Source organism: Gordonia sputi NBRC 100414, from assembly GCF_000248055.1.
GTDB classification, from domain to species: Bacteria; Actinomycetota; Actinomycetes; order Mycobacteriales; family Mycobacteriaceae; genus Gordonia; species Gordonia sputi.
On sequence record NZ_BAFC01000045.1, the window covers coordinates 132,554 to 148,445 of the forward strand.

Annotated in this window: 14 protein-coding genes, 1 tRNA gene and 1 pseudogene; 14 read left to right on the forward strand and 2 right to left on the reverse strand. The window is 67.1% G+C overall.

Annotated elements, in window-relative coordinates:
• Nucleotides 1–32 precede the first annotated feature (32 nt).
• From GOSPT_RS24600 to nrfD, 7 genes and pseudogenes are all read left to right on the forward strand, one after another.
• A pseudogene (locus GOSPT_RS24600) lies at nt 33–215 on the forward strand (MFS transporter); the annotation flags it as partial.
• 61 nt (nt 216–276) lie between these two features.
• A complete protein-coding gene (locus GOSPT_RS06480) occupies nt 277–1,608 on the forward strand; it encodes an MFS transporter (protein ID WP_306302056.1) in 1,332 nt (443 codons plus the stop codon).
• A 108-nt stretch (nt 1,609–1,716) separates the two neighbouring features.
• Nucleotides 1,717–2,586: an alpha/beta fold hydrolase gene (locus tag GOSPT_RS06485; protein WP_005204309.1), complete on the forward strand. Its 870-nt coding sequence runs from the start codon at nt 1,717–1,719 to the stop codon at nt 2,584–2,586.
• A 95-nt stretch (nt 2,587–2,681) separates the two neighbouring features.
• Nucleotides 2,682–3,002 carry a putative quinol monooxygenase gene (locus GOSPT_RS06490; protein ID WP_005204311.1) on the forward strand — a complete coding sequence of 107 codons (321 nt, stop codon included), beginning with the start codon at nt 2,682–2,684 and terminating at the stop codon, nt 3,000–3,002.
• Nucleotides 3,003–3,017: 15 nt separating this feature from the next.
• Nucleotides 3,018–6,371 (forward strand): formate dehydrogenase, encoded by a 3,354-nt coding sequence (gene fdh / locus GOSPT_RS06500; protein WP_197501432.1) that lies wholly within the window; start codon nt 3,018–3,020, stop codon nt 6,369–6,371.
• A gap of 10 nt (nt 6,372–6,381) precedes the next feature.
• The gene (locus tag GOSPT_RS06505) at nt 6,382–7,407 is read left to right on the forward strand and encodes a 4Fe-4S dicluster domain-containing protein (protein WP_005204316.1); all 1,026 of its coding nucleotides are present in this window, start codon (nt 6,382–6,384) and stop codon (nt 7,405–7,407) included.
• The gene (gene nrfD / locus GOSPT_RS06510; protein ID WP_005204318.1) at nt 7,404–8,507 is read left to right on the forward strand and encodes an NrfD/PsrC family molybdoenzyme membrane anchor subunit; all 1,104 of its coding nucleotides are present in this window, start codon (nt 7,404–7,406) and stop codon (nt 8,505–8,507) included. The genes GOSPT_RS06505 and nrfD overlap by 4 nt, the downstream gene beginning before the upstream one ends.
• Here nrfD and GOSPT_RS06515 read toward each other — a convergent pair.
• The gene (locus GOSPT_RS06515) at nt 8,491–9,645 is read right to left on the reverse strand and encodes a GGDEF domain-containing protein (RefSeq protein ID WP_005204319.1); all 1,155 of its coding nucleotides are present in this window, start codon (nt 9,643–9,645) and stop codon (nt 8,491–8,493) included. The genes nrfD and GOSPT_RS06515 overlap by 17 nt on opposite strands.
• Nucleotides 9,646–9,703: 58 nt before the next feature.
• Complete coding sequence (gene selD / locus GOSPT_RS06520; protein WP_005204321.1) at nt 9,704–10,717, reverse strand: selenide, water dikinase SelD; 1,014 nt, start codon at nt 10,715–10,717, stop codon at nt 9,704–9,706.
• A 52-nt stretch (nt 10,718–10,769) separates the two neighbouring features.
• Here selD and GOSPT_RS06525 point away from each other — a divergent pair.
• The 7 genes from GOSPT_RS06525 to GOSPT_RS06555 all read left to right on the forward strand — a co-directional run bounded on the left by GOSPT_RS06525 (nt 10,770) and on the right by GOSPT_RS06555 (nt 15,823).
• Nucleotides 10,770–10,865: transfer RNA gene (locus GOSPT_RS06525), tRNA-Sec, on the forward strand.
• A gap of 24 nt (nt 10,866–10,889) precedes the next feature.
• Nucleotides 10,890–12,218, forward strand: a complete 1,329-nt coding sequence (selA, locus tag GOSPT_RS06530; protein ID WP_005204323.1) for an L-seryl-tRNA(Sec) selenium transferase — start codon at nt 10,890–10,892, stop codon at nt 12,216–12,218.
• Nucleotide 12,219: 1 nt separating this feature from the next.
• On the forward strand, nt 12,220–14,010 hold the full coding sequence (gene selB, locus GOSPT_RS06535) for a selenocysteine-specific translation elongation factor (protein ID WP_039855008.1): 1,791 nt from the start codon (nt 12,220–12,222) through the stop codon (nt 14,008–14,010).
• Nucleotides 14,011–14,082: 72 nt separating this feature from the next.
• Nucleotides 14,083–14,232 (forward strand): hypothetical protein, encoded by a 150-nt coding sequence (locus GOSPT_RS06540; protein WP_174273025.1) that lies wholly within the window; start codon nt 14,083–14,085, stop codon nt 14,230–14,232.
• Nucleotides 14,233–14,242: 10 nt separating this feature from the next.
• Nucleotides 14,243–14,791, forward strand: coding sequence for a dihydrofolate reductase family protein (locus tag GOSPT_RS06545; protein WP_005204328.1), 549 nt, complete (start codon nt 14,243–14,245; stop codon nt 14,789–14,791).
• A gap of 91 nt (nt 14,792–14,882) precedes the next feature.
• A complete protein-coding gene (locus GOSPT_RS06550; RefSeq protein ID WP_005204330.1) occupies nt 14,883–15,383 on the forward strand; it encodes a MarR family winged helix-turn-helix transcriptional regulator in 501 nt (166 codons plus the stop codon).
• Between the two features lie 17 nt (nt 15,384–15,400).
• Nucleotides 15,401–15,823, forward strand: coding sequence for an organic hydroperoxide resistance protein (locus GOSPT_RS06555; protein ID WP_005204332.1), 423 nt, complete (start codon nt 15,401–15,403; stop codon nt 15,821–15,823).
• The last annotated feature ends 69 nt before the right edge of the window (nt 15,824–15,892 follow it).

The following is a 15,892-nucleotide window of genomic DNA, read 5'->3' on the forward strand; positions in this document are numbered from 1 at the left end:
CGTTCGACGCGGAATGCGGGCATGGTTGACGCATGGCCTCCGCCTGGCAGCCCCTGAAGAGCTCGGTCTTCCGCAACCTGTTCATCGCGCAACTCGTGTCGAATGTCGGGTTGTGGATGCAGTCGGTCGGCGCGCAGTGGTTTCTGGTCGACCAGCACGCCGGACCCGCCGTGATCTCACTGGTCCAGACGGCAAGCCTCGCGCCCACTCTGCTGTTCTCGCTGCTGGCGGGCGTGCTCGCCGACAGTCTCGACCGCAAATGGTTGCTCGTGGGTGATGTCGGTCTACTCCACGGCGATCGGCGTGCTGATGGCGGTGTTGGCGTTCACCGGACACCTCAATCCCGCCACGCTGTTGATCCTGACCTTCCTGCTCGGCGCGGGCGCGGCGCTCTCGTCGCCTGCGTTCCAGGCCATCCAGCCCGAACTCGTCCCCCGCGACGAGATACCCGACGCCGCGTCACTCGGCAGTGTCTCGGTCAACGCCGCGCGTGCCATCGGACCGGCACTGGCCGGTGTGATCTTCTCGCTCGGCGGGCCAGGCCTCGTCTTTCTCCTCAATGCCATCTCGTACCTGGCTGTCGTGATCGCGTTGCTGGCGTGGAAGGGGTCCGGGCAGAGCTCGACGGTCGTGCCCGAGCGTCTCTCGGACTCATTCTGGGCAGGCTTGCGGTACGTCGCGGCAGCCCCGATCGTGCGTCGAATCCTGCTCCGCTCGGCGTTGTTCGCGATCCCGGCGTCGGCGTTGTGGGCGCTGTTGCCGCTGGTCGTCGCGCATTCGTTTCACCTCGGATCCTCGGGTTACGGTCTCGTTCTCGGGGTGCTCGGCGTCGGGGCGTTGATCGGGGTGGCGCTGATGCCCTGGATGCGCCAGCACCTGTCGTCTGCGGTGATTCTCGCGTCGTCGGCAGTCGTGTTCGCGGTGGCCACGATCGCCGCAGCATTTCTGCCTCTCTGGCCGTGTCTCGTGTTGTTCTTGTTCGCGGGAGTCGCGTGGATCGCGACGCTGACTACGCTCAATGCCGGTGCGCAGTTGACGCTCCCGCAATGGGTGCGTGCACGCGGGATGGCTGCGTATCTGCTGGTCTTCATGGGTTCCCAGGGCATCGGCGCGCTGCTGTGGGGAGCTGTCGGGTCTGCGTTGGGCACCAAGTGGGCGCTGGTGATCGCCGGAGTCTGTCTATTGCTGACCGCGGCGAGTGTGTGGCTGCTGCCGCCGTCGCCGGTCACGGGCACGCTCAGCCGTGAGCTCTCGATGGCCTGGCCCGTCCCGACGCTGGTGTTCGAGCCCGAACCCGACGACGGGCCCGTCGAGGTCAGTGCCATCTACGACGTTCCTGCCGATCGCCGCGACGACTTCCTCGCCGCCATGCCTGCCGTCGGCCGGTCACGTCGACGCACCGGCGCACGGAACTGGCATCTCTACCGCAGCGCCGACCGGGACGGCCGCTACGTCGAGCAGTTCGTCGTGCCGTCGTGGTCGGAATACCGGCGTCAGCATCGCGATCGCTGGACCGAGTACGACCACGACAACGTCGCCCGCGTGCTCGCCATGACCACAACGGGCATACCCGACGAACGGCACCTGTTCAGCACGAACATCCGATGACGCGCCGAACACAGCGAACCCGCAGCGTGTGCGCGTACCGTTGACCGGGTGAGTGCAGACGTTTCCCCGACAACCGAGGCTTCGACGCCGTCGTCGATTCAGCGGATCGTGCGCGGCGTTCGCCACGTCGCGACGCCCTATCCGGTACGCGACCTTCCGTCCGGCCGGCATGTCGAATTGCCCGGCCGTGGAACGACTTACGTGACCGACTCCGGACCGAAGGACGCCCCGGCGGTGTTCCTGCTGCACTCGGTGCTCACCACCGGACTGCTCTGTTGGTACCCGTCGATTCCGCAACTGAACGGTCGGTACCGGGTCATCACACTCGACCAGCGATGGCACGGGCGAGGTATCCAGGCCGAGGGTTTCGATCTGCGCGACTGCGCCGACGACGTCGTCGCGCTCGCCGACGTTCTGGGTATCGACCGGTTCACCGCTGCCGGGTTCTCGATGGGCGGCGGAATCGCACAGCTCGTCTGGCGTCGACACCCGGGCAGGGTGTCAGGGCTCGTGCTGTGCTCGACGGGACCGTTCTTCAGCGAACGCGATCCGAACAGGCGTGGCCGCGACGCCCGCATCGGACGAATCCTGCGCCCGATCTACGAGTCGCTTCCCCGTCCGTCCGACGACAGCCTCGACCGCCCGGCGAAACACACGAGCATCTGGGCCACCAAGCAGTTCCTCTCGACGCCGCTCTCGCACGCGGGCGATTTCGGCGAGGGCCTGGGTAACTTCGACTCCACCTCGTGGCTGCGCGACATCGACGTGCCCACCTCCGTGGTGGTCTCGACCAGGGACCACACCGTCGAACCCGAGCGTCAGCAACTTCTCGTCGACGGCATCCCCGGCGCGCGCCGATTCGACGTCGACGGCGGCCACGCGTGCTGCGTGATCGGCGTCGAGAACTTCCTGCCGCCCTTCGTCGCGGCAGTCGACGCCGTCGCGCTCGAATCCCCGGTTCTCGTGAGTGGGAACTGACGCCAAAACACCATCGCGTGTGGCGTCACCGACGTAGCGTTGTCTTCCGCGCCCCGGAAAAGTACCTGGGCGCGGAAGCCCAAGTAGGAGTGCATATGTCGCCCGTGATCGTCGTCGCAACGCTGTCGCCCAAGCCCGGACAGGAGGCCGCGGCCCGCGAGGCCGTGATCGCGGCGGTCCCCAAGGTGCAGACCGAGCCGGGTTGCCAGCTGTACGCGCTGCACGAGGCCACCGGTGATGGCACGGATCTGGTGATGATCGAGAAGTGGGAGTCGTTCGACGCCTTGGCCACGCACGGCAAGGGAGCAGCCCTCGCCGAACTCGGTGCAGCGCTGAACGACCTGCTCGCCGCACCGCTCGACATCAAGACGTTCGACGCGGTGCCCGCAGGTGATCCCGACAAGGGCGCAATCTGACGTAGGGTCTATGGCGTGCCCTCCTTCAGCCCATTGGAGTGGCCGGTCTTCCGGCAGTTGCGCACCGGCGACAGGTTCGGCCGCGGTCCGGCCGTGCAGTCGGCGCGCACCCGCGCAACCGAACCGAGGACCGCCACCGCCGACCGTGTGGTGCAGAGCGTCTGCCCGTTCTGCGCTGTCGGCTGCGGGCAGAAGGTCTACGTCAAAGACGAGCGCGTCATCCAGATCGAGGGCGACCCCGACTCGCCGATCTCACGCGGACGCCTCTGCCCGAAGGGCGCGTCGAGCGAGCAGCTGGTCAACAATCCGATGCGGCAGCGCACCATTCGCTACCGCGCGCCGTACGCGACCGAGTGGACCGATCTCGACCTGGACACCGCGATCGACATGATCGCCGACCGCTTCGTCGAGTCGCGTCGTCGAACCTGGCAGGACACCGACGAGCAGGGGCGGGTACTCCGACGCACCATGGGCATCGCCTCGCTCGGCGGTGCGACCCTGGACAACGAAGAGAACTACCTGATCAAGAAGCTCTTCACCGCGGCGGGCGCGATCCAGATCGAGAACCAGGCGCGCATATGACACTCCGCAACCGTTCCCAGTTTGGGAGCTTCATTTGGACGCGGCGGCGCAACGCAATCACTGCAGGACATGGCGAACTCCGACTGCATCGTGCTCATCGGCGGCAATATGGCCGAGGCGCACCCCGTCGGTTTCCAGTGGGTGGTTGAAGCGCGCTCGCGCGGTGCACGGGTCATCCATGTCGACCCGCGGTTCACCAGGACGTCGGCCAACGCCGACAAGCACATCTCGATCCGCGTCGGCTCCGACGTCGTGCTGCTCGGTGGGCTGATCAACTACATGCTCACCCACGAGCGGTACTTCCGTGAGTACGTCGTCGCGTACACCAACGCCGCGACGATCGTGAACGACGAGTACCGCGACACCGAGGACCTCGGCGGACTGTTCTCCGGTTTCGACCCCGAGACCGGACAGTACGACCCGTCGACGTGGGCCTACGCCGATGCCGAGGACGGCGGTACCGAATCGTCCGGCATCGAATCGCCCGGGGGCGACGAGCACGGCGAGACCGCGGCGGCGCGTGCGGCGGGCGACCAGCACGGCTCGGGCGGTCCGCCCCTCGAGCACGCGAACGTGCTCCGCGACGACTCGCTGACCGACGAGCGCACGGTGTTCCAGATCCTCAAACGCCACTTCTCCCGCTACACGCCGGAGATGGTCCGCGACATGTGCGGCATCTCGGTCGACGAGTTCACCTACCTCGCCGAGTCGATCGCCGACAACTCCGGTCGAGACCGCACAACGTGTTTCGGCTACGCGACCGGTTGGACGCAGCACACCCTCGGCGCCCAGTTCATCCGTACCGCGGCGATCCTGCAGCTGTTGCTCGGCAACGTCGGTCGCCCCGGCAGCGGCATCATGGCGCTGCGCGGACACGCCAGCATCCAGGGTTCCACCGACATCCCGACCCTGTTCAACCTGCTTCCCGGCTACCTACCGATGCCGTCGGTGGGCAAGCACGACACTCTCGACGACTACCTCGCGGGCGTCGGATCGCCACAGCAGAAGGGGTATTGGGCCTACGCCGACACCTACATGGTGAGCCTGCTCAAAGCGTGGTTCGGCGACACCGCCACCGCCGACAACGACTGGTGCTACGACTATCTGCCCAGGTTGAACGGTCCCGCCGGCACGTACCAGACCACCGTGTCGATGCTCGACGACGAGGTCGAGGGCTACTTCGTGCTCGGCCAGAACCCTGCCGTCGGATCGGCGAACGGCAGACAGCAGCGCCTGGCCATGAGCCATCTCAAGTGGCTGGTGGTGCGCGACCTCAACATGATCGAGTCGGCGACCTGGTGGAAGGAGGGACCCGAAATCACCTCCGGTGAGCTGCGCACAGAGGATATCGGCACCGAGGTCTTCTTCATGCCCGCCGCAACGCATGTCGAGAAGGCAGGCTCGTTCACCCAGACCCAACGCATGGTGCAGTGGCGGCATCAGGCGGTCGCGCCGCCGGGACAGGCGCAGAGCGAACTCGACTTCTTCTACGAACTCGGACAACGCATCCGCACGCGGCTGGCCGACTCCGACGACCCGCGCGACCGGCCACTCCTCGACATGACGTGGGACTACCCGCTCGACGAGCATGGCAACCCCGAGCCGGAGTCGGTGCTCTCGGAGATCAACGGCTACTTCACATCTGGCGATCACGCGGGCGAGAACCTCACCAGTTACACGCAGATGAAGGCCGATGGTTCGACGGCGGGTGGCTGCTGGATCTACACCGGCGTCTACGCGCACGCGACCAACATGGCGGCGCGACGCGTTCCACACGGCGGCGACTCGGTGAGCCAGCACGAGTGGGGCTGGGTGTGGCCGGCGGATCGTCGAATTCTCTACAACCGTGCCTCCGCCGATCCCGAGGGCAATCCGTGGAGCGAGCGCAAGCGCTACATCTGGTGGGATGCGCAGGCGCGCAAGTGGGTTGGCGACGACGTGCCCGACTTCCCGGTCGACAAGGCGCCCGATGCCCGCCCCGATCCCGATCGCGGAGGAGCCGAGGGACTCGCGGGCGACGACCCGTTCATCATGCAATCCGACGGCAAGGGTTGGCTTTTCGCGCCCAAGGGGCTTGTCGACGGTCCGCTGCCCGCGCACTACGAGCCGCAGGAGTCGCCGGTCGCCAACGCGCTGTACCCGCAGCAGCAGGCACCGGCACGAATCATCTTCGCGCGCAACGACAATCTCGACGCCCCGAGCGCGGGCGACGCAGGCGTCGACGTCTATCCGTATGTGTTCACCACCTATCGCCTCACCGAGCACCACACCGCGGGCGGGATGAGTCGCTGGTCGCCGTATCTCGCCGAGCTGCAACCGGAAATGTTCTGCGAGGTCTCCCCGGCACTCGCCGCCGAACGGGGACTGGTCAACGAGGGCTGGGCGACGATCATCTCGCCGCGCGCGGCAATCGAGGCGCGCGTCTTGGTCACCGACCGGGTGAAGACGTTGCGTATCAACGGACGTGACGTCCATCAGGTCGGTCTGCCCTATCACTGGGGCGTCGGCAGCGACGCCGTGGTCAGTGGCGACGCCGCGAACGATCTGATCGGTGTCACGCTCGACCCCAACGTCCAGATCCAGGAGTCCAAGGTCGGGTCGTGCGAGGTGATCGCGGGGCGTCGACCCCAGGGTCAGGCGCTCCTCGACCTGGTGCGCTCCTACCAGCAGCGCGCGGGCGTGACACCCGAGACCGACAACGTGCGCATCACCGATCCCGAGCACGAAAAGATCTATCCGCCAATCGATTCCGATGATCCGGACGGAGAGGGGTTCACCCGATGGTGAGGAGTGCGAGATGAGTCATCAGCTGTCCGGTCCCACCGATCCCAGTGCCGACGCGCACTGGGGCGACGCCGAGCGTCCGCGCAAGGGCTTCTTCACCGACACGTCGATCTGTATCGGCTGCAAGGCATGCGAGGTCGCGTGCAAGGAATGGAACCAGAACCCGCGCGACGGTGACCTGGAACTGACGGGCATGTCGTACGACAACACCGTCGCGCTGGGTGCGAGTACGTGGCGGCACGTCGCGTTCATCGAGCAGGACCGCGACCGCATCGACAAGGCACGCAAATCAGGCCGCGCCCTGGTCGGTTTGGGGATGCCGACGATGCCCGGGGGTGAGACAATTCCCGACGCCATGGACTCCGTGGGCACGACCCCGCCCGACACCACCCCGCCCGATACACCCGAGTTCCGCTGGCTGATGTCGTCGGACGTCTGCAAGCACTGCACGCACGCGGGCTGTCTCGACGTGTGCCCGACCGGCGCGTTGTTCCGCACCGAGTTCGGGACGGTCGTCGTGCAGCACGACGTGTGCAACGGGTGCGGAACCTGTGTCGCCGGTTGCCCTTTCGGCGTCGTCGAACGTCGGTCCGACGGCACCGTCGAGCCGACCACGCGCGAGGGCCAACGCAAGGGCGAGCAGCCGCCCGTGCCCGGACGTGGTGTGGCACAGAAGTGCACGCTCTGTTACGACCGACTCGTCGACGACGAGACACCCGCGTGCGCGAAGACCTGTCCGACGACGTCGATCAAGTTCGGCGACCACGACGACATGGTCGACACCGCGCGCGAACGGGTCGAACAGCTGCACGCCCAGGGGATGACCGAGGCCCGGCTCTACGGGGCGAACCCCAACGACGGAGTCGGCGGCACCGGTTCGGTGTTCCTTCTCCTCGACGAGCCCGAGGTCTACGGCCTTCCGCCGGACCCGCGCGTGTGCACGGCCGATCTCCCCACCATGTATCGACGAGCGGGCGCTGCCGCCCTCGGAATGGTTGCCGCGGCGGCGGTCTCGTTCCTGACCGGTAGAAAGCGATGACCTCCGACTACGATTCGCTGCGCCCACCCGAACCCGGTCGCCGAAAGCGGAAGGGCGGCAAGGGGCGTCGACGAGGCTTGTTCGGCCAGGGCGACGGCGCGCGTGAGATGTCGATGGTGCCCGACGTCGAGTTCGAGAAGGTCGACGTCGAGGGCTACTACGGGCACAACGTCGTCAAGCCTGCGCCCTGGGACGACAAGGTCGCGGCGTACCTGTTCCTCGGTGGCGTCGCGGGCGGGTCGGGAGTGCTCGCGGCGGGTGCGCAGTTGACAGGGCGAGAAGTGTTGCGCCGCAACGCCCGTCTCAGTGGTCTCGCCGCGGCCGGGCTCGGTGGGGTTGCGCTCATCGCCGACCTCGGCCGACCCGATCGGTTCTACAACATGCTGCGCACCTTCAAGGTGACGTCGCCGATGAGCGTCGGGTCATGGATACTGTCCGGCTTCTCCGGCGGTATCGGAGTCGCGGCTGCGGCAGAGGTGGATCGGCTTCTCCGGGAAAGACTTCCGCTCGGCCCGCTGCGTTCGGTTCTCCACGTCGTGGAGGCGCCGATGGGACTCGTCGGCGGCGCGATGGGGCCGCTGCTCGCCGTGTACACCGCGGCGCTGCTGGGCGATACGGCCACACCCACGTGGAACGCGATGCACCGCGACCTGCCCTTCGTCTTCGTCAGCTCGGCAAGTCTCGCGGCGAGCGGACTGGCGCTGGTCATTACACCGCTCGACGAGGTGGGCCCGGCACGGACGCTGGCCGTTCTCGGCGTGGTGGGCGATGTGGCGGCCACCCGCGTCATGGAAGCGCGCATGGATCCGATTGCCGCGGAACCGCTCCACCACGGTAAGCCCGGTGCGCTGATGCGCTGGGCGGAACGACTGGCGGTTGTCGGGGGAGTGGGCGCACTGGTCAGTGGTCGTTCGCGGGTCGCGTCTGCGGCGTCGGGTCTGGCGCTGCTCGCGGCCTCGGCATGTACCCGGTTCGGCGTGTTTCACGCGGGCATCGAGTCGGCGAAGGATCCGCGCTACACGATCGAACCGCAGAAGCGACGCCTCGCCGCTCGTCGAGCCGCAGGCGTCACCGACGACTCGGTCACGACTGCGGACTGATCGCGTTCTCGTCGCGTTCGCGTCGGGCGTGTCGGGCCAGTGGACGGCGGTCGTTCGATGCAGCCACCACCACCCGATTCCCGCCCTGCCGTTTCGCGAGGTACATCGCGACGTCGGCGTCTTCGAGATGTCGGTCGACGTTTGCCTTGACGTCTGGTGCGGTGACGCTGATGCCCACGCTGACGGTCACCGACGGCGAGGTGTCGGCCGCGACGCCGATGCGAATGCGCTCGGCCAGCGAGCGGGCGGTGCGCAGGTCGTCGTCGAGGATCACGGCGAACTCCTCGCCGCCGGTACGCGCTGCGACAAGGTTGCGGATGCCTGCCAGCCGGTTGCACGCCTCCATGATCCGCCCGGCTACGCGCACGAGCACGAGGTCGCCGACCTGGTGGCCGTGGGTGTCGTTGATCGCCTTGAATCCGTCGATGTCGATGATGATCACCGAGAGCGTGCGGGCCGAGTGATTGAGCCCGCCGACATATCGCGACAGGCCTCGCCGGTTGGCCAGCCGGGTCAGCGGGTCGGTCCCTGCGTCCATGGCGTTGGTGCCGAGGACCCAGAAGAAGTAGTGCATGGCGGGCAGGAGCACTGCCACCAGGGCAAGGGGGGCGATACCTTTCGACAGAGCCACCAGCAGCATCGGACGCCCTCCGTCCGCCGCCACAATAGTGACCAGAATCACGATTGCCGCAGAAGCGAAGATCGCGTGCAGTAAGTGGGCCCTCGGCGTGCAGAAGAACAGCGCAAACGAGCTCATGATCGCGAACAGCGTGACGCCTGCGATGCCGAGCATGTGATCGTGATGCCCGAAGCAGGCGGTCGCGATCACGGCGTCGGCGAACACCAGCACCAGAAGACTTTCGGCTCCTGTCGGGAGTGGGAGCAGCCACCACCGCAGCACGAGAATCGCGGCAACGACCGCTGTGACCAGCAGAATGTTCTCGACGTACGGCGAAAATCCGGAGCTCGACGACGCCGCGGCGGCCGCCGCCGCGAATCCCAACAGCCCCGCACCCAGCGACAAGACGAGCCGCTTGAGTGGCGCATTTCCGAGCTGATCGAAGAGTGGGACGCGCCACTGTAGTGGCGTTGCGTCACGCAGCCAGTCAGAGACCGCGATAGCGCTGCGACGCTGCACCTGATCTCCCCCTCGGATTCGGTGTGTGTAGCGACAATAGAGCGATCGGCGATCGATGTCAGCGAATGTCGATCCCTGCACCTGCAACGATTTCGCCGATGACCGGGTATCCGGGCACTTCGCCGACCAGCAACAGCCCGCCGGATGTCTGGGCGTCGGCGAGCATCAGGAGGTCGCTCTCGTCGACAGCGCGCCCGACCTCGAGGTGCTCGCGAACCCAGTCGAGGTTGCGTCTGGTACCGCCCGAGACGTACCCGTCGTCGAGCGCATCGCGGGCGCCGTCGACGAGTGGGACCGCGGAAGCGTCGATCACCGCGCGCACACCCGAGGCCCTTGTCAGTTTGTGGAGGTGGCCGAGCAGCCCGAATCCGGTGACGTCGGTGCCCGCTCGGACACCGGCAGCGAGCGCGGCGTCGGCGGCGTCGCGGTTGAGTGTCGTCATGACGTCGATCGCGGCGTCGAATACCTCACCGGTCTGCTTGTGCCGGTTGTTGAGCATCCCGACGCCGATCGGTTTGGTCAGGGTGATCGGTAGGCCGACGGTCGCGGCGTCGTTGCGGATGAGTGCGTCGGGCGACGCGACACCGGTGACGGCCATGCCGTATTTGGGCTCGGGGTCGTCGATGCTGTGGCCGCCGATCACCGGGCAGTCGGCTTGCGCCGCGACGGCGAGCCCGCCGCGCAGCACCTCGGTCATCAGTTCCATCGGCAGCAGATCACGCGGCCAGCCGACGAGGTTGATCGCGACGACGGGCGACCCACCCATGGCGTAGATGTCGGAGAGCGCGTTCGCGGCCGCGATGCGTCCCCAGTCGTAGGCGTCGTCGACGACCGGTGTGAAGAAGTCGGCGGTGGAGAGGACGGCGAGGTCGTCGCGGATGCGCACGGCAGCGGCGTCGTCGCCGTCGTCGAGGCCGACGAGAATGTTCTCGCCGCTCTGGCCGGTCAGACCGGCGACGGCGGCTTCGAGCTCTCCCGGCGGGATCTTGCACGCACAGCCGCCGCCGTGGGCGTAGCCGGTCAACCTGATCGTCGGGCTCTGCGAATCCGGATTCGTCTCGACGGTGCTCATGTGACTCAGGCTAATCGGAGGGATCGGGAGAATTAGGAGGTATGGTCGCCGAGGAGGCGTCTGGGTTCCTGGTGGGCCCCCCGGTCTTCAAAACCGAGGAGGTCGAGTATCTCGGTCTGGCGGGTTCGATTCCCGTCCGCCTCCGCCACAGACTGTTCTCGAAGGAGGCGCGGTGACCCGATCCGATCCCCGGCGGCGGATCCCGCGCACCGACCACCTGCTGGCCGATCCCGAGATCGCCACGGCTGCACGACGACTCGGTGAACTGGCTGTCCGCGACGTCGTCCGCGATGTTCAGGAGGCCGCCAGGCGCGGCGACGTCGATCCCGACGACGTGCAGGGAGCTATTCGGGAAACACTCGCTCGACGCCGCGTCGGCACCGGACGGTCGGTGCTGAATGCGACCGGAGTCGTGGTGCACACCAACCTCGGTCGAGCACCGTTGTCGACGGCCGCGCGCGATGCAGTCGTCGATGCGTGTGGCTACGTCGACGTCGAACTCGACCTGGAGTCGGGTACGCGCTCGCGGCGTGGCGTCGCGACCCGCGAGGCGTTGCTGCGGGCCTGTCCCGCCGCGGGCGATGCCCTGATGGTGAACAACGGTGCTGCCGCGATGGTGCTGGCCACCACCGCGCTCGCTGCCGGTCGCGAGGTGGTCATCAGTCGCGGCGAGATGATCGAGATCGGCGCGGGTTTTCGGCTCACCGACCTCATCGAGTCGACCGGTGCGCGGCTGCGCGAGGTCGGGACCACCAACCGCACCCACCTGCGCGACTACGCTGCGGCACTCGCCGAGGGTGACGTCGGCTGTGTACTCAAGGTGCACCCGAGCAACTATCGGGTCAGTGGGTTCACCGCGGAGGCGACCATCGCGGAGCTGGCGGAACTGACTGCCGCCCAGGGTGTTCCGCTGATCGCCGACCTCGGAAGCGGGCTTCTCGTCCCCGACGCCACGCTCCCCGACGAGCCGGACGCGTCGTCGGCGCTGGCCGCGGGCGCCGATCTGGTGATCGCCAGCGGCGACAAACTACTCGGCGGACCACAGGCCGGAATCCTGCTCGGCGACGCCGATCTTGTCGGGCGACTGTCGAAACATCCACTCGCGCGGGCTGTTCGGGCCGACAAGCTCGCCCTCGCGGCGATGGAGGCCACGCTCGTCGGACCTGTGCCTCCGGTGACCGAGTACCTGCACGCCGACAACGAGCGGTTACGTCGGCGGGCCGAGGTCGTCGCCGCGGAGGTCGGTGCGGACGTGGTGCCCCACGACGGCAGGGTCGGCGGGGGAGGGGCGCCCGGAGTTCCGTTGCCCGGCTGGGCGATTGCACTGGCGGAACAGGCGGCCAAGGCGTTACGCACCGGCACTCCCGCGGTGCTCGCGCGCGTGCACGACGGCGTATGTCTCGTCGACCTGCGATGTATCCCGGCGACGGACGACGAGATTCTCGCCGAGGCGCTCGCGCGTGCACTCGGTGCGGTCCGCGTGTCGGGGGCGACCGGCTGAGGTGTACGTCGTCGCGACGGCGGGGCACGTCGATCACGGGAAGAGTGCGTTGGTGCGTGCCCTGACGACGATGGAACCGGACCGCTGGGCCGAAGAGCGACGTCGAGGACTGACGATCGACCTCGGATTCGCCTGGATGACAACACTATCCGGTGCCGACATCGCATTCGTCGACGTTCCGGGCCACGAGCGGTTTCTCGGCAATATGTTGGCGGGGATCGGTCCCGCACCCGTGGTGGCGTTCGTCGTCGCTGCCGACGAGGGCTGGAGCAGGCAGTCGTCGGATCATCGTGACGCGATCGCCGCACTCGGCATCGATCGTGGCGTGCTGGTGATCTCACGCGCCGATCTCGCCGACGACGAGCGGATCGCCGACGTCGTGGCGCAGGCGCGCGACGAGCTGTCCGGTACCGGTCTCGGCGACGCACCGGCCGTGATCACGTCGGCGTTGACTGGGCGAGGGATCGACGAGCTGCGCGACACGATCGCAGAGGTAGTGCAGCGCAACCCGTTTCCCTCGGATACCGCACCCGTTCGGTTCTGGATCGACCGCGCGTTCACCATCAAAGGTGCGGGTGCCGTGGTCACCGGGACGCTGTCGGCCGGGTCGGTGGGTCGTGGAGACACGCTGGACCTGTTGACCGGCAGAGGGATTCGATCGGTCAGCGTGCGTGGTGTGCAGAGTGAGAACACGCCGCGCGAACGCGTCGGACCGGTGAGCCGGGTGGCGGTCAATCTGCGCGACGTGTCGGCGTCGGACGTCGCCCGGGGTGATCTGCTGTTGAGTCCCGGGGCGTGGCGGCTGACCGACTGTGTCGACATCCGACGTGTCAGCGGGCCTGAGTTCGACTCGATACCAAGCGATCTGAGTGTTCATGTCGGCACGGCTGCGCTGCGTGGTCGGCTCCGCCCATTCGACGCCGACCACGCGCGGATCACATTCGAGCGCGCCGTTCCGCTGATCCTCGGTGATCGACTGGTGCTCCGCGACGCGGGCAGCGGTCGGATCGGTGGGGGCGTCGTCGTGGATGCGGAGCCACCGCCGCTGCGGCGTCGTGGTGATGCAGCACGTCGAGCAGATGTGTTGTCGGACATGAGTGATCGAGGTGATGCGCGACGTGAGGTCGAACGCCGCGGTGCCGTTGCCGTCGAGCATCTGCGACGGCTCGGTGTCGTCGGAGCCGAGGCAACCCCGCCCGAGGGTGTGCGCGTGGTCGGGTCCTGGTGGGTCGATGAGCAGGCCTGGGCGGAGTGGATCGCACGGCTCCGCGACGCTGTTGATGCTGTCTATCAGCGGGATTCGCTCGCCGAGGGGTTGCCCCGCGCGAGTGTAGCGGGCGTCGTCGGACTTCCGTCCGAAGCGCTTGTCGCGCCTCTCGTTGCCGACGCCGGCCTGGACCATGCGGGCGGGTTCCTGTCGAAACCCGGTGTGGCACGCGGACTCGGCGATGCGGAGGAGGCAGTCGCTGCACTCGAGCGTCGACTTGCCGCCGATGCCTTTGCCGCGCCAGAAGCCGACGACCTCGCCGCACTCGGGCTCGGCCCCAAGCAACTGGCAGCGGCTGAACGACTCGGCCGGCTACTTCGGTTGCGTGACGGTGTTGTGCTCTCGCCCCGATCTCCCGCGTTGGCGATGCGCGTTCTGGCTGCTCTTGATCAGCCCTTCACGACGAGCGAGGCCCGAAAGGCTTTGGGCACCACGCGCCGCGTCGCCATCCCACTGCTCGAGTACCTCGACGACCGCGGCTGGACACGACGCCTCGACGCGGGGCATCGCGAGGTGGTTCGGTGATCCTGGGATCGGGTGGCGGTGTCGTCGTCCATAGCCCGCTACGAGGATGCGGTTGGCGCTCGGGTTGAGAACATGACATCCCACTTCATCAGTAGCGCGTTGCTTCTCGGACTCCCGCTCATACGCCTCGACAAGTCGATGGGACTCGACGGCCTGCTTCCCGAGGTGTGCGCCAACAGAATTGAAGCGGTACTCGGCGGTGAATGCGACACTGCAGGGTAGGAGGTGCTCGATGAGTGCTGCAACTCGATTCCGCTTCTACACGGCCACGAGTCTCGACGGCTTCCTTGCCGATACCGCAGACTCGCTCGATTGGTTGCTCAGCCAGCCGATCGACGAGGACGGTCCGATGAATTACGTGGAGTTCATCGGCGGCGTCGGAGCTCTGGCGATGGGGTCGACCACCTACGAGTGGCTCGTCGAACATGAAGTGGAACAGGGCAATCCGTGGCCCTACGAGGTCCCGACGTTCGTCTTCAGCACACGCGACCTGACTCCCGTCGCCGACACCATCCGCGTGGTGTCAGGGTCGCCTGCGGATTATCACGACGCGCTGGTCGCCGCCGCCGCCGGACGTGACGTCTGGATCGTCGGCGGTGGCGACCTCGCCGCGCAGTTCTGGGCGTCGGGAATGCTCGACGAACTCGTGGTGTCGATCGCGCCCGTGCTACTCGGCGCCGGGCGTCCACTGTTCACCGCGAGGTGCGACCTCGAACTGCGCTACCTCGCGCGCAACCAGGGATTCGTCTGCGCTCGATACGGAGTCACGGCGTTCCGCTGAACGCCCCGTGCGCGCTGATATGACGTCGCCCACAGAAACATTGCGAGCAACTATGTTGTGCACAATGTAAATCGGGCCTAGTGTTCTCCACGTGGGAAAGATTCGACTCGACGACCACCTGTGCTTCGCGCTCTACACTGCGTCGCGCGCGATCATCGCCGCGGAGCGACCGGGCTTGCGCGAACTCGGACTGACGTATCCGCAGTACCTCGTGATGTTGGTGCTGTGGGAGGAAGAATCTGTCCCGATCGGCCGGCTGGGGGAGCGTCTGCAACTGGACTCGGGCACCGTGTCACCACTGGTTCGTCGTTTGGAGTCGATGGGACACGTGGAACGTCGCAGGTCTCCCGACGACGAGCGGTCGACGATCGTGTCACTGACCGAATCGGGCGCGGCGCTCGGCGAAAAGTCTGACTGCGTGATGGCCGCCTTGGTCGACGCGTTGACCGGTTCGTCGAACGATTCTTCGGTCGACGATCCTGCGGAACCCGGTGCGGAATCCGATGCCGACTTCGACGTCGACGCGGCCGTCGAGCTGCGTGCGGCACTGCACCAACTATCTGATGTGTTGCGCGCCAACCAGGCTCGCTGAAAAGAAGGGATGTCACCATGAAGACTCTGTACACAGCCGAGGCGCTTGCGACCGGCGAAGGCCGGGACGGCCACGCCAGGACGAGCGACGGACAACTTGATCTCGATCTCGCGATCCCCAAGGAGCTGGGAGGTCCCGGCGGCGCGACGAACCCGGAGCAGCTCTTCGCAGCCGGCTACGCCGCGTGCTTCCACAGTGCGCTGCGCACCGTTGCGCGGGCCGAGAAGGCCGACGTCAGCGACTCGGCCGTTGGCGCCCGAGTGTCGTTGGGCTCCAACGACTCCGGTGGTTTCGAGCTGGCCGTCGTTTTGGAGATCTCGTTGCCGGCGCTGAGCGCAGACGACGCGCAGGCACTCACCGCTGCGGCCCATCAGGTGTGCCCGTACTCCAACGCCACGCGCGGCAATATCGACGTCACGCTGACGCTCGTCGACGAGTAGTCGCGACACCATCCGCGTGGTCTCGGGATCACGGCGTTCCGCTGAACGTTCTGGCCGCGGCGTTCCGCT

Coding starts and splice junctions, on each gene's coding strand:
- GOSPT_RS06480 (WP_306302056.1), top strand. CDS start 277: ATGTCGGTCTACTCCACGGCGATCGGCGTGCTGATGGCGGTGTTGGCG.
- GOSPT_RS06490 (WP_005204311.1), top strand. CDS start 2,682: ATGTCGCCCGTGATCGTCGTCGCAACGCTGTCGCCCAAGCCCGGACAG.
- GOSPT_RS06505 (WP_005204316.1), top strand. CDS start 6,382: ATGAGTCATCAGCTGTCCGGTCCCACCGATCCCAGTGCCGACGCGCAC.
- nrfD (WP_005204318.1), top strand. CDS start 7,404: ATGACCTCCGACTACGATTCGCTGCGCCCACCCGAACCCGGTCGCCGA.
- selD (WP_005204321.1), bottom strand. CDS start 10,717: ATGAGCACCGTCGAGACGAATCCGGATTCGCAGAGCCCGACGATCAGG.
- GOSPT_RS06540 (WP_174273025.1), top strand. CDS start 14,083: ATGACATCCCACTTCATCAGTAGCGCGTTGCTTCTCGGACTCCCGCTC.
- GOSPT_RS06545 (WP_005204328.1), top strand. CDS start 14,243: ATGAGTGCTGCAACTCGATTCCGCTTCTACACGGCCACGAGTCTCGAC.
- GOSPT_RS06555 (WP_005204332.1), top strand. CDS start 15,401: ATGAAGACTCTGTACACAGCCGAGGCGCTTGCGACCGGCGAAGGCCGG.